At 61.1% G+C, this 16,048-nt stretch carries 21 protein-coding genes and 1 tRNA gene; 2 read left to right on the forward strand and 20 right to left on the reverse strand.

The annotated features are described in order from the left end of the window. A partial coding sequence (locus V8Z74_RS17085; RefSeq protein WP_349710310.1) for a hypothetical protein occupies window positions 1-232 on the forward strand: 232 nt, incomplete at its 5' end. 57 nt (window positions 233-289) lie between these two features. Here the strand turns inward: V8Z74_RS17085 and V8Z74_RS17090 are convergent. From V8Z74_RS17090 to cysS, 20 genes are all read right to left on the reverse strand, one after another. Beyond that, entirely contained in the window at window positions 290-880 is a 591-nt protein-coding gene (locus V8Z74_RS17090; RefSeq protein ID WP_349710311.1) for a recombinase family protein, read from the reverse strand. A 132-nt stretch (window positions 881-1,012) separates the two neighbouring features. Beyond that, window positions 1,013-1,714 carry a hypothetical protein gene (locus V8Z74_RS17095; protein WP_349710312.1) on the reverse strand — a complete coding sequence of 234 codons (702 nt, stop codon included), beginning with the start codon at window positions 1,712-1,714 and terminating at the stop codon, window positions 1,013-1,015. Window positions 1,715-1,909: 195 nt separating this feature from the next. Further along, window positions 1,910-3,340, reverse strand: coding sequence for a zonular occludens toxin domain-containing protein (locus V8Z74_RS17100; protein ID WP_349710313.1), 1,431 nt, complete (start codon window positions 3,338-3,340; stop codon window positions 1,910-1,912). Continuing rightward, window positions 3,337-3,726: a DUF2523 family protein gene (locus V8Z74_RS17105; RefSeq protein ID WP_349710314.1), complete on the reverse strand. Its 390-nt coding sequence runs from the start codon at window positions 3,724-3,726 to the stop codon at window positions 3,337-3,339. Before V8Z74_RS17105 ends, V8Z74_RS17100 begins: the two co-directional genes overlap by 4 nt. A gap of 1 nt (window position 3,727) precedes the next feature. Beyond that, on the reverse strand, window positions 3,728-5,122 hold the full coding sequence (locus V8Z74_RS17110) for a hypothetical protein (RefSeq protein ID WP_349710315.1): 1,395 nt from the start codon (window positions 5,120-5,122) through the stop codon (window positions 3,728-3,730). Between the two features lie 113 nt (window positions 5,123-5,235). Then, window positions 5,236-5,475, reverse strand: a complete 240-nt coding sequence (locus V8Z74_RS17115) for a hypothetical protein (protein WP_349710316.1) — start codon at window positions 5,473-5,475, stop codon at window positions 5,236-5,238. A gap of 73 nt (window positions 5,476-5,548) precedes the next feature. Beyond that, window positions 5,549-5,761: a hypothetical protein gene (locus V8Z74_RS17120; protein ID WP_349710317.1), complete on the reverse strand. Its 213-nt coding sequence runs from the start codon at window positions 5,759-5,761 to the stop codon at window positions 5,549-5,551. Continuing rightward, a complete protein-coding gene (locus V8Z74_RS17125) occupies window positions 5,761-5,916 on the reverse strand; it encodes a hypothetical protein (protein ID WP_349710318.1) in 156 nt (51 codons plus the stop codon). The genes V8Z74_RS17120 and V8Z74_RS17125 overlap by 1 nt, the downstream gene beginning before the upstream one ends. 34 nt (window positions 5,917-5,950) lie before the next feature. Then, window positions 5,951-6,145: a hypothetical protein gene (locus V8Z74_RS17130; protein ID WP_349710319.1), complete on the reverse strand. Its 195-nt coding sequence runs from the start codon at window positions 6,143-6,145 to the stop codon at window positions 5,951-5,953. Between the two features lie 3 nt (window positions 6,146-6,148). Then, the gene (locus V8Z74_RS17135) at window positions 6,149-6,460 is read right to left on the reverse strand and encodes a hypothetical protein (protein WP_349710320.1); all 312 of its coding nucleotides are present in this window, start codon (window positions 6,458-6,460) and stop codon (window positions 6,149-6,151) included. Window positions 6,461-6,481: 21 nt separating this feature from the next. Further along, the gene (locus V8Z74_RS17140; protein ID WP_349710321.1) at window positions 6,482-7,750 is read right to left on the reverse strand and encodes a replication initiation factor domain-containing protein; all 1,269 of its coding nucleotides are present in this window, start codon (window positions 7,748-7,750) and stop codon (window positions 6,482-6,484) included. Window positions 7,751-7,970: 220 nt separating this feature from the next. Further along, complete coding sequence (locus V8Z74_RS17145; protein WP_349710323.1) at window positions 7,971-8,183, reverse strand: hypothetical protein; 213 nt, start codon at window positions 8,181-8,183, stop codon at window positions 7,971-7,973. After that, a complete protein-coding gene (locus tag V8Z74_RS17150) occupies window positions 8,180-8,308 on the reverse strand; it encodes a hypothetical protein (RefSeq protein ID WP_349710324.1) in 129 nt (42 codons plus the stop codon). Before V8Z74_RS17150 ends, V8Z74_RS17145 begins: the two co-directional genes overlap by 4 nt. Continuing rightward, a complete protein-coding gene (locus V8Z74_RS17155) occupies window positions 8,305-8,595 on the reverse strand; it encodes a hypothetical protein (RefSeq protein WP_349710326.1) in 291 nt (96 codons plus the stop codon). The genes V8Z74_RS17150 and V8Z74_RS17155 overlap by 4 nt, the downstream gene beginning before the upstream one ends. 433 nt (window positions 8,596-9,028) lie before the next feature. Further along, window positions 9,029-9,121, reverse strand: a tRNA-Ser gene (locus V8Z74_RS17160). Window positions 9,122-9,174: 53 nt separating this feature from the next. Continuing rightward, window positions 9,175-10,440 carry an aspartate kinase gene (locus V8Z74_RS17165; protein ID WP_066472049.1) on the reverse strand — a complete coding sequence of 422 codons (1,266 nt, stop codon included), beginning with the start codon at window positions 10,438-10,440 and terminating at the stop codon, window positions 9,175-9,177. Window positions 10,441-10,537: 97 nt separating this feature from the next. Then, entirely contained in the window at window positions 10,538-11,590 is a 1,053-nt protein-coding gene (tilS, locus tag V8Z74_RS17170; RefSeq protein WP_349710327.1) for a tRNA lysidine(34) synthetase TilS, read from the reverse strand. Window positions 11,591-11,860: 270 nt separating this feature from the next. Further along, window positions 11,861-12,838 carry an acetyl-CoA carboxylase carboxyltransferase subunit alpha gene (locus V8Z74_RS17175; protein WP_066472051.1) on the reverse strand — a complete coding sequence of 326 codons (978 nt, stop codon included), beginning with the start codon at window positions 12,836-12,838 and terminating at the stop codon, window positions 11,861-11,863. 60 nt (window positions 12,839-12,898) lie between these two features. Beyond that, window positions 12,899-13,735, reverse strand: coding sequence for a DNA-3-methyladenine glycosylase family protein (locus V8Z74_RS17180; protein WP_066473832.1), 837 nt, complete (start codon window positions 13,733-13,735; stop codon window positions 12,899-12,901). A gap of 52 nt (window positions 13,736-13,787) precedes the next feature. Continuing rightward, on the reverse strand, window positions 13,788-15,173 hold the full coding sequence (gene cysS, locus V8Z74_RS17185; RefSeq protein ID WP_066472055.1) for a cysteine--tRNA ligase: 1,386 nt from the start codon (window positions 15,171-15,173) through the stop codon (window positions 13,788-13,790). A 219-nt stretch (window positions 15,174-15,392) separates the two neighbouring features. On the opposite strand from cysS, the gene V8Z74_RS17190 reads away from it, so the two are divergent. Then, the gene (locus V8Z74_RS17190) at window positions 15,393-16,007 is read left to right on the forward strand and encodes a tetratricopeptide repeat protein (RefSeq protein WP_349710328.1); all 615 of its coding nucleotides are present in this window, start codon (window positions 15,393-15,395) and stop codon (window positions 16,005-16,007) included. Window positions 16,008-16,048: the final 41 nt, after the last annotated feature.

The raw sequence follows: 16,048 nt of genomic DNA on the forward strand, positions 1-16,048 counted from the left end.
TTTTTTTAATGAACCGAAGAGTCAATCGCTTGATTCTTCTGACTCGCTGCAATCAGCGAAGCCTTGCATTGTAGCACAGTTTTTAGCGCTTGCAGAAAGAATTTTCAAACTTTCTTCAACCACCTGCGAAGTGCATCTCGCTCAGCGAAGCCTTGCATTGTACACGGAATTCAATCCACACACTCCACTCAGCATCACTTCGATCAGGCTGTTCGCGCAACCCTCTCAATAAAAAAGACACCCTTGCGGGTGTCTTTCAATCTGGCGGAAACGGATGATATCACCATTTCTAGAGCTTCGAACGCTTCAGGTAGTCAGGTGGCTTCGTCGCACGATAGACAGCACGCTTTATGGCCGAGTCAGATACCTCGTACTTCACGCCTAGCGCTTTGTAAGTTGTCTCCCCTCTCAGGTACTCAGCGACCACCAATGCTTCCTCTTCCGCCGTCAGCGATCTGACCCGGCCTGGAACGCGCCCCCTCTCTCTCGCAGCCAATTGGCCTGCAATCGACCTCTCCCGAATCATCGAACGCTCCAGCTGGGCCACCGCGCCAAGTATCTGGATCATGAACACGCCCATGCTGTTTGTCGTGTCGAGGGGTTCAGTCACGCTCTTGATGGTCGCCCCAACTTTCTCCAGGTGCCGCAAGATGTCGAGCAGATCAAACAAACTACGAGCAATGCGGTCGATCTTGTAGACGACGAGTGTGTCTCCCCGATTCAGGGAAGCCAGACAGCGCGCAAGCTCTTCACGACCGCGCCTCGAAGCACCGCTAGCCTTCTCCTGAAAAATCGTGTCACAGCCTATCCTGTGCAGCGCGTCCAGCTGCAGAGCCGTGTCCTGCTCTTGCGTGCTCACCCTTGCATAGCCAATCAACACTCCATTTCCTCCCTTGTTGCAATGGCTAGAACTCTATTAATTAACGCGCAAAGCAAGACACAGAAAACGCTTCAAGCTATACCTTTAATAGCATGAATAGCAGAATCTGAAATCTACAGAATCACTTGCTGACTAGCAGCCAAGGCGAAACTGACGATCCCGCGCTTTCCGCCGCTCTTCTCTCACAGCATCCAGCTCATCCATATTGCAGGCCTTGACTCTGCACTCCCGGTCAGCCCAACGCACCACACCTTCCAAAGCCTGACATTCACCGGCATTGGATTTCTGCGTCAAAGCCCGTGGAGCAACCGGAACAATCTGCTCTGCAGCAATGGCCTGCGCTTTGTCGCGCTGCGCCCTTGCGATTGCCACCTGCTGATCCCAAGACACATCTGCCGGCACCCTGGCGATACGGTCAATAGTGCGGCCGCGCAAAGAGCATGGCGTGCTTTCCCAATAGAGTTGGTCGTGGATGTCCTTGCAGAGGTAGATTTCGCGCGATGCAGAGGCCGATGGATCGGTCAGGACCGACGCGATGCTGATGGCCTTGCCGCCTTCACCACATGGCTGCTGGCTGTAGGTATTGCCGCAGCGGTAGACCTGGCCGTCTCGAGGTATTGGACGCGGCGCGGGAGGCACATAAGCATTGCGCGCCACCGGCGCCTGAGGCACTGGCCCCGGTATTTCCGGCCGCGCCCGAACCGGCTCAGGCACAGCCTGTCGAGCTTCCCAGTGCCTGTAAGCCTCATAGCCAATCCACACCAGCACACCGAACATAACCAGCTTCAGCCAGAAGCCGAAGCCATCATCGTCCCAACTTGATCTGTGCCCCATAGTCCTCTCCTGTCTTGCATCATAGGACAGAGAGTTTGTCTATCAGGACGCGAAGCGACCGCCCTGCAAATGCAGAGACTGCGCAACGCGAACGAGTGGAAGTGATCTGCGAGAGGTGCCGCGAGCGCAGCGACTGGTGGGCTGGGTACTGCCTGGTCAACCGTTGACATCAGGGGCGCAGCCCCCGATACCCCCTCAGGGCTTATCCATGAGAATCGAACGCACCTGGGCATTGCGCCTTGCCAGGGCCTCCAGATAGCCGTATGCCTGCTGCTGCTGCTCCTGGCGCACCTGGGCTACCTCGTTAGGCATGGGGCCCTGGGCGCGGTATGAGGCGCGGCCATCACTGCGAGCGCCGGTAGCCGTGTCGATGACCAAGGGGCGATCCTGGCCGCCGGTGTTGAGGTATGGAGCATCGCACGTGACCGGGCGCACGGTGCCTTCAAACTTGACCGTGACCATGCACGTGGCGAGGCGCTTGACGGTGTAGCCGGCGTCCTGCAGGTCGTCGCTGCTGATCTCAAACATGCGGCGCGCGCCGTCAGAGACCACGAACATGACCAGGCTCTTTCCCTTTTTCGAGAGGTCGCCAACGACGTGCAGCTGCTTGCCGAACAGCGGGTCTTTGACCTGCGCCGCGGCGTCGGCCTGGCCGGAGCTTGATGCAGACGCGGGAGACTTGTCCGCCGCCTGGTCGGACTGGGCCGGTGCTGCAGCTGCAGGAGCTGGAGCAGGTGCGGAAACAGGCGCGACCGTGGCCACAGAAGCACCAGGCGCTGGCCCCATGACGCGCGGCTGCACGGGCGGCGATGGCACGACCTTTTTGCGGCCCCAAACGTCGCGGTCCGCTTTTGGCCAGAAAGCCCACAAGAGCACGACCAGCGACAGGGCCAGCCAGGCCCATTTGAAGCGGTTGAACTTGACGATCAGAGGGCTGACGTCGGTAACGCCCGACTCGGCAGATCCGCTGCTTTGCGTGTTGCTGCGGTACAGGCCAAAGTACTGCTTCTTGTACTCGCGCTCGTCGGTCTGGATGACCGCGCCACGGTAGCCGGCGTGCACCTTGCGGATGTAGCTGCCCTTATTGCCCAGGATGTCGGCCTTGCGGCATTTGATGAGCGTTGCGATGAGCTGCGCAATGGGCTGATTGATGTCGCGAAAGCTCTGCGTCATCAGCAGCACCTCTGCGTTGAAGTGCCGATGGAGCTTGAACCACTGCACGACGCTTTCCGGCGTCCCCAACTTGGGGAAGCAGACGTGGCACTCATCCACCACGAACAGCGGCCCTTCGCCCTTGGCACCGCGCCAGGTGCTATAGAAGTCCCAGACTGTGCCGAACGCGAAAACGTTCTCAGGCTGGGGCTCAGGCTCCCTGCCGTCCGTCCAGAGCTGGAAGGCATCCTGCTCGGCGATGTTCGCGGCGTTCCAGTCGCCGATGCGCGGCGCGGGCCTTGTGCGGACTTCGACCAGATCGCGGTAGCTGGGATCGATGGCAGCCAGCTGGTCGATGTTGAGTGGCAGATTCGTGATGACCTTGCGGCCAGACTTGAGCGCGGGCAGCACGTGGTAGGCCACGGCTTCATAGCTTTTCCCCGAGCCGGGGATGCCTTCCAGGCCATTGATCATGAGCCAAGCCTCGTGAACGGGATGAGCTGCAGGACCAGGCGGATGCCGATGGCCGTAACGATGATGCCAATGGCCGTCCCCGTACCGATGAGCCCCATGATGTTGGAGATTTCCTGCGGAAACTGAATCTGCTCCGCGAAGCCCTCCAGCGACTTGACGTCGACCGCATCAAGCGCCGCCTTGATGATGTCAAACAGCTTATCGATGATCCAGCAGACCGCATCAGTAAACATGTCCCAGCCCGCCTTGATGACAGCCTTGACCAGGTCAACGATCCACTTATAGCCAGAGTCGAGAACGTCCCGAATCCATTTGAACTGATCGGTCAGAAAAGACGTGATCCAGGTGAAGAAGGCATCAATGCGCCCCTTGAGCCAATCGAACATTTCAGCCTCCAAAAATGAGACGACGTGCGGTTATCAGCGCAGTGAGAATGACGATGGCCTTGAGCACATCCCAGAGCCATTGCGGCGGCGATATGTCATGCACGCCCAGGCTGCCCAACGGGCCAAAATCGAAGTCCACAACCCACTGCGGAGGTGTTCCACCGCCCGGCACCTGCGGAAAGAGCTTCAGCGCGAGCGAGCCGAGGCCCGAACTTTTGAGCGTGGCGCTCTTGTCGTTCCAGAGCTTTACAGGGCCGTCCGGATACTTCGGCTGGTAGAGCTGACCGATCTCACCACCCGCCCCCGTCCCGGGAAAGCCGACTTTGCCAGGGCCACCGCCGCCCGTATCGCTGCAGTTTGAAATATTGCAACCGCCGCTACCAGTGCCGTTACCGTTGCCGCCATTGGTGTTGTCTTTACCCGGCATCGGATTCGCATTGACGGCAGCACAGACCATGCTGCCCGGATTCTTGGCGCAGTAGTCATGCTGGCTCACCTTATCGGTCGTGGTCGTCGTGCCAGTGACGTTGCCCGCAGCATCCTTGGTGGTCTTTGTCGTCGTGGACTCGCATATGCCGTTCGAGCAAGTCGTAGTGGTCTTGCCTTCGGTCTTTGTGCCATCGCTGTTAGTCGTCGTACCCGTCCAGTCGACGCCGGTAGCGCTAGACGCAGGGATGCAGGCCTCTTTGCCATTGACGGTACCAACATAGCCAGCGCAGCGCTCATCAACAGGCCTTGCGGGAGGCTCATTTGGCTTGTCAGGATCAGCAGGGTTAACAGGACCAATGCTGTCATCACCCATGACAAGACCGCAGGTGCCGCCGCTGTACTTCCCCTCTCCCTGCCACCAAGTCTTGCCCTGATCGTCTTTCAGCGCAACATCCACGCCCGAAGGCAGCAATGTGCATCCCGTATTGCAACCGGGATACTTGGGCTGATCCCAGTAAAAGTCATCGGGTGGCGGAATGCAGTACGCGTCCAGGCCACCCGAAGCGGACGCATAGTTACGACGCCCGCCTTTCTTGGCTGCACATGTTGCTGCAACATCCTTGCATTTATCTTCTGCAACACACTGCCCCTTAACTTTGTCAAAGGTTTGACCGGATGGACAAACTGGACATGGCATCAACAAATAAGTCACATAAAACTGGATTACTTCGATCGTTGACCCATTACCTTGCTTCGACGGTCCATAACAAATGATCTGCGACCCGCTTATTTCCGCGCGTGTGACAGTTACACCGTAACCAATTGCAGACCGCTGACAAATTGCAGACTCGCCATAGACATACTCGGAGCCATACTGCTTTGCGACTGTGCGGCATTGATCTTCTGCAAATGCAACACCCCAAAGCAGTGCTGAGATGCAAAGCGCAAAACGTAGGAGCCAATTCATACAGCACCTCACATCCGCGCGAGCTGGAAAAAGCAAAGCGCCCCGATCGCGCCGATCAGCGCAAAAGCAGCGTGAACGACGACGACCAGGGCGACTACGAGCATGGCCGGGCCTTAGATCTTGGCAATGATGCGCTTGACGATGGCGGGGCCCTTCATGACCAGAGCGATGCCCACGATGATCACGGCCAGGGCAGTGATCTTTGCGGCGATGCCAGACAGGTCCACTTCATCGAAAAGGCTGTCGATGCCAGTACCGGCCGCATGAGCCGATGCAAAAGCCAAGGCACCCACCGTACCGGCAACGACCTTGGCACCGTACTGACGAGCGATAGCGCGAGTTTTGTGGAACATAGTTTTCTCCTGAAAAAGATCGGTGCGAACTTGCACCAGGGAGCAGGCACCGCGCCCGCTCTCGGCTGCAATCTCACAGCTTGCGGATGAACCGCAGCACAAGGCCGAGCACATAGCCCGTCATCACAAGGCTGAAGACCAAACCGAATCCCAGCGTGACGGACATACCAATGCTTTGCGGCGTTATGCCCAGGGCAGCCAGGTCCTGCACAGTGATTTCCGTGACAGCAACCTGATTGCCCGGCTGGCAGGGGTTTTCAATCTGCGTGCAGACGAAATAGGTCATCAGGCGTCGCCCATCTCATCGAGATACTCGGCATAGGTAGCCAGATCGCGCGAGCCACACTCGGGGCAGCCGTCGGCGCACTCCTCTACCGTATGACCCACATTGATGGCGCCGCAGCCGTAGCAGCAGCATGTGTCGTCGTCAAAATCGCTCATCGAATCACCTCATCAAGAGTTAGGGAAACAGCGCTCAGAGCTGAGACAGGTCAACTACCTGCGCTTGGTGGAAACCGTCTACGTGGTCGGCAATCATTTCGACGGCGGTTTCAAAGTCATCCAGCGCGCACGCGTCGCGCAGCAACATGACCCAGCGCGGCTGCCCGTCGTCAGGATCGGGGGCCAGAAATGCGCCGGTAAACGACGACTGAACCACGTAGCGGCTCATGGTTTAGGCGGCTTTGTGAGGCCGAATATCGACCAACACGAGCTTGGAGGACTGATCAGCGCCTGCCGCCATCTCAAACGTGCAATCGACCTGAATGCCGCCTGCAGGCCAGGAATTCTTGAGATGCGCCCACTTCTTGAACTCTGCAGATGTACCCATCTTGAAAGGGCGGGTGACTTGGCCCACGGAATCACCCGTCTGACTGTCCGGCAGATCAACGGCGAGGTGAAAGGTCGTGGAGTCAAAAGGACGGCCTTCGTACTCGCCCTTGCTTGTCTTGATGCCGGTGAGCACACCTTGAGATTGAAAACGCATGATTGATCCTCGGTTCAGGCATTAAGCGATTGCCGGACTAGCGCGCCCACTGCTAGCCAGCTCTGTGAAAACTTTTTGATAAGAGGCCACCACTTCGCCGCGGGAGAATTTCCGCAACCGATTCGGCAAACGGTGCTCGAACTCATCGAACAGCGAGTGCATGACGCCCCTAGGGAGATTGAGGAAGGCAAGGACGGCGCTGGCCCCTGCCGTGTTCATGAACCAGCGCACATTGCGCGTAACCTCGGCTTCAACGGTCTGCGTCTGCAGCCGTGGCTCGCACTTGATGGGCATGGGAATGGCGAGCAATTCCAGCTCGCGCACGATGCCTGCATGCCACTCGCTCGCACCCGCAAACGCAGCTGCAGGACGCCTCAGAATGTCTGCAGGCAGCAGGCGCTTTTGATTGCCGTAGCGCAGCTCGATGCGCAGCCATTGCGAGTCATCTTCTTTGCCGAAGAGCTGCTTGCCCTTCTCGTAGATGTTGGTCAGCTTGCCGCTTTCGCGCGAGCCGATATAGAAGCTGCGGCCCTTCTTTTTGGAGAGCCAGGAGCCGCCAAAATTCTCCTGCGGGCGGTGCCCGAGGTGATCCATGAGGCCGCTCTCATACTCGTGCGCAAAGCGGGCGAATGCATCGCTATGGCCCTTGTGATCGATGCCCTCAAAGAAGTCCGCTGCCAAGTCCACGCGGGTGATCAGACCCCGGTGCTGCTCGATGTAGTTCGCCATTTCATCGAGCCAGCCGTGCTGCGCAAACGTGCATGCCATGCCTTCGAGGTTGCAGTGCAGCGTGTTCGCTTGGGCTTCAGCACGAGCGCCCGAAGACGTAGACAAGAAGCCGATCCAGCCCACAGGATGATCGTTGCGCAAAATGTCGATACGAAAGCGATAGAAGTCTTTGCCGCGCTGTATGAGCGTGTCTGCGCGATAGTCCGGGCCCAGGATGGCGGCAACGTCTTCGGCCATGGTGAATGCCTGGGCGCTGGCGTCATAGTCCGGATCGGGCATATCGCGCAGCAGGCGCACAATGCGCTGACGGCGGCTCAGCACGACAGCATGGGCATTTACGCGCTCGCTCTCTGTCCAGCCTTCGCGGCCGGCCCGATAGTCGATGCCGGTATCCGGCTCAGGAAACAGCAGCTCGACGCTCGGCACCGGCGCATAGCGCCGATTGACAGTGAAGCGCAGCCAGTCAACATGGATATGAGCACCGTAACGCTCATGGTCGACGTGCAGGCGGGCCTTGATCTCACGGCCCTCTAAAACGAGGTCATTACGGCGGGTGCTCATACGCCCCGCCCTGTAGAAGTTGTCCCCGTGTTACCTACGGGGACAGAAGATGTACCAGCGCCTGCGTACCCACCAAAAATGATAGCAGCGCGCGGCGCCGCTGCTTCCCCGCAAGCGGGGGCCCCTTCAGCGCCGCGCGCCCTCCCCTGCAGCACGAGGCGCAGGTTTTGACGGGCCAGGAAGTCGGCGATAGAAAGCCATTGAGCGCGATTGCAGGCCATCACAGATTCCCCCATCCGCGAATGCCCGAGCAGTAAGCGCCAGAAATGATGAAGCCCGCCTCGCGCTGGCACATAAGCAGCGCAGCGCGGGTAAGACGATGGTGCGCGCCAAAACCGCGAACCAGAGCTTCATAACGGAAGCGGCAGCGCTCCAGATAAAGCGCCTGAATGGATTGGTAGCCCACCTGGGCGTGTTTTGCGACGAGCCTCATACCGGCAACGCCCCAGAATGGATCGAGATCAGCCAGCAGAACATGACGAACACAAGACCCACAAAGGAATTGTTCGCGACCATCAGCAGGCCGAGCAGTGCAAAAACAAGGTCGAGATTGCTCACAGGCCCTGCTCCAGCTTGAACATCATCAGAAGCGCTGTTGCCTCGCGGCAGCTATGAATCATCGCGTTGCAGCGGAACTCGTGATTCGATGGCGTTTCATTGAGCGAGGGACTTGGCCAGGTGGCATGCGCTGCATCGTGTGCGCGGTCTTCCAGCCAGCGCTGGAAATGCTCTAGGACATGGGTGCCCTCCACCTGATCGACCGAGGCGGGAGCCGCCAGGCAAGCGCTTTGGTCTTGCTGACCAGGCGGAGGACTTAAAGGGGATGTAGGGGTGCGATTAAGCATGCTGGCGGCTCCTGTAAACTCTGAGCGCAATCTGCTACCAAGCTGGTATCAAATTGCATCCGGCCGCATTTAAACACACAGTGGACGCAAATTGCAACCATGAACCTACAAGAATTCAACGACCTCGTCGACAAAGCCGCAGAACTCACAGGAAGCCAAAGAAAACTCGCCGAGCTACTTGAGCTCAGCAATGCAAGCTTGATTCAGATGAAACAGGGGAAGCGGCCCGCAAACTGGCGGGTGCGAGGCGGTCTACGCACAATCCTGGGAGAAGAGCCCGCACGTGCATTCATGGCCGCTATGGCCGAGGATCTGGAAACGTCAGAAAAGGCAGACGAAAAAAAAAGCTGCAGACGGATTCAAGGCCATCTTGGCAGCTTTCCCAGAAGGGCAAGAAAAAAGCCCCAGCGATCAAATCGATGGGGCTCATTCTTGGCGGAAACGGAGGGATTCGAACCCTCGATGAGGCTCTACACCCCATACTCCCTTAGCAGGGGAGCACCTTCGGCCACTCGGTCACGTTTCCGGATTGGCGCTATTGTAACGCGGTTTTTGGCCGTTTCCGGCAAAACAACGATTTTATTCGCTTTTGTCCAAACCGAAAGCGGTGTGCAGCGCGCGCACGGCCAGCTCCAGGTACTTCTCGTCGATCACGACGGAGGTCTTGATCTCGGAGGTGGAGATCATCTGGATGTTCACGCTTTCCTTGCTTAGCGCGCGGAACATGGTGGAGGCCACGCCCACATGGCTGCGCATGCCGATGCCGACGATGCTGACCTTGGCGATGTTGGGATTGCCCACCACGTCGGCGGCGCCCAGGGCGGGCACTACCTTCTCGCGCAGCAGTTCCATGGCACGCTGGTAGTCGCCCTGGCTCACGGTGAAGCTGAAATCAGTCTTGCCATCCTTGGAGATGTTCTGGATGATCACGTCCACTTCGATGTTGGCATCGGCCACGGGACCCAGGATGTCGGCGGCCACGCCGGGAGTGTCGGGCACGCCGAGCACGGAGATCTTGGCTTCGCCGCGGTTGAAAGCGATGCCGGATACGACGGCCTTTTCCATTTTTTCGTCTTCCTCAAAAGTAATCAGCGTGCCGGACTTGGCTTCTTCTTCCAGATCGATGTCCCAGGGCGTGAAGCTGGAGAGCACGCGCATGGGCACCTTGTACTTGCCGGCGAACTCCACCGAGCGGATCTGCAGCACCTTGGAGCCCAGGCTGGCCATTTCCAGCATCTCCTCGAAGCTGACGGTACCCAGGCGCTTGGCGGCAGGCACCACGCGCGGATCGGTGGTGTAGACGCCGTCGACGTCGGTATAGATCAGGCATTCGGCCGCCTTGAGCGCAGCCGCCACGGCCACGGCCGAGGTGTCGGAGCCGCCGCGGCCCAGGGTGGTGATGTGGCCTTCGGGGTCGATGCCCTGGAAGCCGGTCACGATGACGACGCGCCCCGCCTCCAGATCGGCACGCACACGCTTGTCGTCGATGGACTCGATGCGGGCCTTGGTGAAGCTGCTGTCGGTGCGCACCGGCACCTGCCAGCCCGCGTAGCTCACGGATTCCATGCCCTCGGCCTGCAGGGCGATGGCCAGCAGCGCAGATGATGCCTGCTCGCCGGTGGCGGCCAGCATGTCGAGCTCACGGTAGTACGAAGTCTTGGCATGGCTGGGAGCCAGCTCGCTGGCCAGGCCGAGCAAGCGGTTGGTTTCGCCACTCATGGCGCTGGGAACGACCACCATCTGGTGACCAGCCCGAGCCCACTTGGCCACACGCTTGGCGACGTTGCGGATGCGCTCTGTCGAGCCCATCGAGGTGCCGCCGTATTTATGAACGATCAGTGCCATTGGATACAAAGGGGTGACGAAACTGCCTGCCACGGCGCAGGTCGACAAGGGTTTTGGCGCGCCGCCGGTTTTCGTACAAAAAATAAAAGACCAAAACCTAGAAATTGTACCAATCGAGCACCAGCCCCCGGCGTTGGACGAAACCTCGCCCCACCTTGATGTGGATACTGTGCCCTCGCGTAGTGCAAACGCGGATCTGCGCCATCAGCTGGGAAAGCTGGGCCGCCGTGGGCGTGGTGCCATGCAGGCTGCGCAGCCAGTGGCGCAGCACATTGGCCAGCCGCGCATCGCCCAGCTGCTGCAGCGCGGCGATGCGCGGCGGCAGGCCCACGGACTGCAGATCGGATACAGCCACCTCCTCCAGCACCTCGGCCGCCTGGGCGCAGTGCGCACTGCTGCGCGCAAACGTGGCGCGGAACTGCGGAAATACCTGTTGCAGCACCGGCAGCAGCTGTGCGCGGATGCGGTTGCGCGTATAGCTCGGGTCGGCATTGGTGGGATCCTCCACCCAGTTCTGCCCACGCTGCAGCAGCCAGTCGCGCAGCGCCTGCCCGGGCACCGAGAGAAAGGGCCGGAACCATTGCAGCCCCGCACGCTGCCAATGGGCGGGCATGGCCGCCAGCCCGGCGATGCCGGCGCCACGCGACAGGGCCAGCAGCAGTGTTTCCACCTGGTCATCCGCATGCTGGGCCAGGAGCACGGAGCGCACACCTTCCCCAAGAGGCAGCCCCGCCACGTCCACCCAGGGACTGTTCGCCGCAGCCATCAGGGCTTCATAGCGCCCCTGGCGTGCCGCATCTTCGGGGCTTTGGCCCGGCGCCTTCCGCGCATCGATGGCGCAGATCTTGAGGGGGATGGCGCGGGCCTCGCATACGGCCTGACAATGCCGCGCAAAACCATCGGCCGCCGCCTGCAAGCCATGGTGCACGTGAATGGCCCTGACCTGCCCTGGCCAGCGTTCCGCACAGGCCAGCAGCAGGGCCGTGGAGTCTGCGCCGCCGCTGAAAGCCACGGCCAGCGGCAAGGCAGGCGCCGCGGCGGCAAAGGCACGCAGCGCCGCATCCACGGCATCGGCGCTCTGTGGCAGGCGCGATTCCTGCGCCGGCAAGGCAGCGGCATCGCGCGGCGGCTCGGTTTCGGAAGAATTCATGCAGGCAAAGGCCGGGCACCGGGGAATGGATCAAGGCTGGAATTCTGCCAGTGGCCGATGCAGCCGCCCATCGCTTTGAAAACAGGAGCTGCCTGCGCTTTCTGGCTCTGGTTTTGGGATTCCAATCAAGCTGAAATTCTTGCACGGACAGCGACAGCCGCTTTGAAATTGATAGAGGACAAAGCCAAACGGCTTTCCGGAAACCACCGGAAAGCCGTTTGCGCAGATTTGCCCGGCATGCCTGCGGGCACCGCAGCATGCCTCAGTCCATCAGCTGTTGTCGGCCTTGGTGTCGGCAAAGCGGCCGTAGCTCTGAAGGCGCTCGTAGCGGCGGTCCTGCAGGTCCTTGGGCTTGAGGTCGGCCAGCTGGCGGTAGGCGTCGCCCAGCGCACGCTTGAGGAAAGCGCCCATCTGCTTGTGGTCGCGGTGCGCGCCGCCCACGGGTTCGCTCACGATCTTGTCGACCAGGCCCAGGGCCTTGAGGCGATGGGCCGTGATGCCCATGGCGTCCGCAGCTTCCTGCGCCTTCTCGCCGGTCTTCCAGAGAATGGAGGCACAGCCTTCGGGGCTGATCACGGAGTACACCGAGTACTGCAGCATCAGCACCTGGTCGGCCACCGCGATCGCCAGCGCGCCGCCCGAACCGCCTTCGCCGATGATGGTGGTGATGATGGGGGTCTGCAGCTGGGCCATTTCGTAGATGTTGCGGCCGATGGCTTCGGACTGGCCGCGTTCCTCGGCGTCGATGCCGGGGAAGGCTCCGGGCGTGTCCACGAAGGTGAACACCGGCAGCTTGAACTTCTCGGCCGTCTTCATCAGGCGCAGGGCCTTGCGGTAGCCCTCGGGGCGCGTCATGCCGAAGTTGCGCAGCGTGCGCTCCTTGGTGTCGCGGCCCTTCTGGTGGCCGATGATCATGCAGGGCATGCCGTTGAAGCGCGCCAGGCCGCCGACGATGGACTGGTCGTCCGCGAAGTGGCGGTCGCCGTGCATCTCGACGAAGTCGGTGAAGCACTCGCGCACGTAGTCCAGCGTATAGGGACGCTCGGTATGGCGCGCGATCTTGGTGATCTGCCAGGGGGTCAGATCGCTGTAGATGTCCTTGGTCAGCTGCAGGCTTTTCTTGCTGAGCTGCTCGATCTCTTCCGAGATATCGACTGCGCTTTCAGTCTGCACATAGCGCAGTTCCTCGATTTTGGATTCCAGCTCGGCAATGGGCTGCTCAAAATCCAGAAAGTTCTTTTTCGCCAACGTATTTCTCCTTGTGCCAGCCTGCTGCAGTGCTTGCAGCGGGCCAGTGAACGGGTGTCATCAAGCCACAGGCTGCGCTTCGAGCGAGCGCCAAATATACCAAGTTGCAACCGTGCACCACGGTTTCCAGGCCTCGGCCACTTCGCGGGCGTCACTGCGGCTCACAGGATCGCCCGAAAAATAATTCTGCGAGATGCCGTGGATCAATCCGGCATCGTCAAGCGGCAGCACATTGGGCCGCATCAGGTAGTAGATGAGGAACATCTCGGCCGTCCAGCGGCTGACGCCGCGAATGGCCATGAGCTCGGCGACGATGGCCTCGTCGGCCATGCCTTGCCACTCATCCATGTGCAAACGGTTTTCCGTGAAGTGCAGCGCCAGGTCCACGAGATAGTCGATCTTGCGCGCCGAAAGCCCGGCAGCGCGCATGTCGTCCACCTTGAGCTTGAGCACCAGCTCGGGCTTCACTTCAGCCAGCAGCCGGGCGAACTTGTTCCACAGCGTCTTGGCCGACTTGGCCGAAATCTGCTGACCCACGATGGAGCGCGCCAGCGTGGCGAAGGCTTCGCCCTCGCCGCGCGGCAGCAGGGCCTGGCTGCTCAGTTGCGGGATCAGGCGCTTGAGCACGCGGTCGCGGCGCATGAGCTGGCGGCAGGCTTCGGCCCAGTAGGCCGGCGCCCCTTCAGGCAGGGCCAGATGGACCTTGGCCGCAGCCGGAGCCTTGGCCGCATGGCTGCCCGCTGCGGCCGCCTGTGCCGCCTTGCTTGCAGCGGCGCCACCCAGCTTCATCACGGGCAGCGGCGCTTCCGGGCCCATGGGCACGGGCAGATCGGCCACCAGCGGCAGTTGTTCGAATTCCATGGTGTCCAGCTGCCGGGCCGAGGTCGCACCCGTCATGCCGGCCTCCGCCATTTGTCCACCCTCAAGATTGCGCACATCATGGAACAGCTCAGCCCTTGGCGGCTGCCTCCCAGGTCGTGCCGGCGGCCGAATCCTTGAGCACAATGCCCTGCTCCAGCAGCTCCTTGCGGATGCGGTCGGCCTCGGCCCAGTTCTTGGCGGCTTTGGCCGCGGCACGGGCAGCAATCTGCGCTTCGATCGCGGCCGCATCCATTCCGGCTGCGCCGGCCTGCAAAAAGCGCTGCGGATCGTCCTGCAGCAGGCCCAGGCAGGCGCCCAGCGCCTTGAGCAGGCCCGCGGCTTCGGGCGACTTGCCGCGGTTGACCTCGGCGGCGAGCTCGAACAGCACGGCCACGGCCTCGGGCGTACCGAAATCCTCGTCCATGGCGGCCTTGAAGCGCGCCGCATAGGCATTGCTCCAGTCGATCTTCACCTCGGCAGGCGCCACCAGGCTCAACGCCGTGTACAAGCGCTTGAGCGCGCTGCGCGCATCATCCAGATGCACATTCGAATAGTTGAGCGGGCTGCGGTAGTGGCTGCGCACCACGAAAAAGCGCACGGTCTCGGCGTCGTATTCCTTGAGCACGTCGCGGATGGTGAAGAAGTTGCCCAGCGACTTGGACATCTTCTCGTTGTCCACGTTGATGAAGCCGTTGTGCATCCACGTCCTGGCGAACGGCTTGCCGGTGGCGCCTTCGCTTTGCGCGATCTCGTTCTCATGGTGCGGGAACTGCAGGTCCGCGCCGCCGCCGTGGATGTCGAAGCTCTCGCCCAACAGCGCGCAGCCCATGGCCGAGCATTCGATATGCCAGCCGGGTCGGCCTTCGCCGAAGGGACTCTGCCATTTCACATCGGCGGGCTCCTCGGGCTTGGAGGATTTCCACAGCACGAAGTCCAGCGGATCGTGCTTGCCGTCGGCCACGGCCACGCGCTCGCCGGCATTGAGCTCGTCCAGCGACTTGCCCGACAGCTTGCCGTAGCCGGGGAACTTGCGCACGGCGTAATTCACGTCGCCGTTGCCGGCCTGGTAGGCCAGGCCCTTGTCCTGCAGCGTGCCGATCATCGAAAGCATCTGCGGCACATATTCGGTGGCGCGCGGCTCGTGCGTGGGGCGTTCGATGCCCAGGGCGTCGGCGTCCTGGTGCAACGCATCGATCATGCGATCGGTAAGGCTGCGGATGGTCTCGCCGTTTTCCACGGCGCGGCGGATGATCTTGTCGTCGATGTCCGTGATGTTGCGCACATAGGTCACGCGCAAGCCGCTGGCACGCAGCCAGCGCTGCACCACATCGAAAGCGACCATGGAACGCGCATGACCCAGATGGCAAAGGTCGTACACGGTCATGCCGCACACATACATGCGCACATGGCCGGGTTCGATGGGCGAAAACGCTTCCAATGCACGCGACAGCGTGTTGTAGATACGCAAACTCATGAATGTCTATGTGGGGAGAAAACTGGCAGCTCACGGCGCCGAGGTCGCAACTGCGCCGCAAGCCGTTTAGAACGATCCGGTTGCAGCCTTGCCGAGAGCGGCCGGCATTGCCCTGCCAGCGGCACCGTCATGGCGCCTTGCACCCCTCAGCTACAATGCCCCGCAGTATAAGCCCGCGCCGCAGGTCCGATGTTGCGGCGCACCGAAAGCACCTACTACATGCCTGTACGCAACCTGATGAGCTCTGCAGTGCGCCTGACGGCGCTGTCCGCTGCGATGGCTGCTGCGCTGATGTGCGGCAGCGCCCGCGCCGACGATTACACCGATATTGCACAGCTGCTCAAGAACGGCAAAACCGAGCAGGCACTGCAGCGCACCGACACCTCTCTGGCCGCCAATCCGCGCGATCCGCAGATGCGCTTTCTCAGGGCCGTTGCGCTGACCAATCTGAACCGCACCGAAGACGCCGTTGCCGCGCTGCGCCAGCTCACCGAGGACTATCCCGAGCTGCCCGAGCCCTACAACAACCTGGCCGTGATCTATGCCCGCCAGGGCGAGCTGGAAAAGGCCCGCGCCGCGCTGGAAAACGCCGTGCGCAACAACCCCGACTATGCCGTGGCTCACGAGAACCTGGGCGACATCCACGTGCGGCTGGCCTACCAGTCCTATGCCCAGGCCCGTGCCAAGGGCGGCCGGGCGGCCAATCTGCAGCCCAAGATGAAGCTGCTCAAGGAAGTGCTGCAGCTGTCCAGCACGGCAGCGAAGCCCGCCCAGCCCGCCGCCAGTGCGCCGGCCGCAGCCGAAGCACCGGCACGCGGAGCACCCAAGCCCTAAGCCGCAACCCGGGCCGGCCCGCCGGCCCATGCGGGGATGGC

The organism is Comamonas sp. w2-DMI, assembly GCF_040187735.1.
GTDB lineage: Bacteria > Pseudomonadota > Gammaproteobacteria > Burkholderiales > Burkholderiaceae_C > Comamonas > Comamonas terrae.

What these genes read in the sequence shown, in the direction of transcription:
- V8Z74_RS17140 (WP_349710321.1), bottom strand. Translation starts at nt 7,750, where the DNA reads ATGAGCACCCGCCGTAATGACCTCGTTTTAGAGGGCCGTGAGATCAAG.
- V8Z74_RS17120 (WP_349710317.1), bottom strand. Translation starts at nt 5,761, where the DNA reads ATGACCTATTTCGTCTGCACGCAGATTGAAAACCCCTGCCAGCCGGGC.
- V8Z74_RS17125 (WP_349710318.1), bottom strand. Translation starts at nt 5,916, where the DNA reads ATGAGCGATTTTGACGACGACACATGCTGCTGCTACGGCTGCGGCGCC.
- V8Z74_RS17180 (WP_066473832.1), bottom strand. Translation starts at nt 13,735, where the DNA reads ATGACGGGTGCGACCTCGGCCCGGCAGCTGGACACCATGGAATTCGAA.
- V8Z74_RS17135 (WP_349710320.1), bottom strand. Translation starts at nt 6,460, where the DNA reads ATGCGTTTTCAATCTCAAGGTGTGCTCACCGGCATCAAGACAAGCAAG.
- cysS (WP_066472055.1), bottom strand. Translation starts at nt 15,173, where the DNA reads ATGAGTTTGCGTATCTACAACACGCTGTCGCGTGCATTGGAAGCGTTT.
- V8Z74_RS17165 (WP_066472049.1), bottom strand. Translation starts at nt 10,440, where the DNA reads ATGGCACTGATCGTTCATAAATACGGCGGCACCTCGATGGGCTCGACA.
- tilS (WP_349710327.1), bottom strand. Translation starts at nt 11,590, where the DNA reads ATGAATTCTTCCGAAACCGAGCCGCCGCGCGATGCCGCTGCCTTGCCG.
- V8Z74_RS17105 (WP_349710314.1), bottom strand. Translation starts at nt 3,726, where the DNA reads ATGTTCGATTGGCTCAAGGGGCGCATTGATGCCTTCTTCACCTGGATC.
- V8Z74_RS17155 (WP_349710326.1), bottom strand. Translation starts at nt 8,595, where the DNA reads ATGCTTAATCGCACCCCTACATCCCCTTTAAGTCCTCCGCCTGGTCAG.
- V8Z74_RS17095 (WP_349710312.1), bottom strand. Translation starts at nt 1,714, where the DNA reads ATGGGGCACAGATCAAGTTGGGACGATGATGGCTTCGGCTTCTGGCTG.
- V8Z74_RS17110 (WP_349710315.1), bottom strand. Translation starts at nt 5,122, where the DNA reads ATGAATTGGCTCCTACGTTTTGCGCTTTGCATCTCAGCACTGCTTTGG.
- V8Z74_RS17100 (WP_349710313.1), bottom strand. Translation starts at nt 3,340, where the DNA reads ATGATCAATGGCCTGGAAGGCATCCCCGGCTCGGGGAAAAGCTATGAA.
- V8Z74_RS17115 (WP_349710316.1), bottom strand. Translation starts at nt 5,475, where the DNA reads ATGTTCCACAAAACTCGCGCTATCGCTCGTCAGTACGGTGCCAAGGTC.
- V8Z74_RS17145 (WP_349710323.1), bottom strand. Translation starts at nt 8,183, where the DNA reads ATGAGGCTCGTCGCAAAACACGCCCAGGTGGGCTACCAATCCATTCAG.
- V8Z74_RS17130 (WP_349710319.1), bottom strand. Translation starts at nt 6,145, where the DNA reads ATGAGCCGCTACGTGGTTCAGTCGTCGTTTACCGGCGCATTTCTGGCC.
- V8Z74_RS17190 (WP_349710328.1), top strand. Translation starts at nt 15,393, where the DNA reads ATGCCTGTACGCAACCTGATGAGCTCTGCAGTGCGCCTGACGGCGCTG.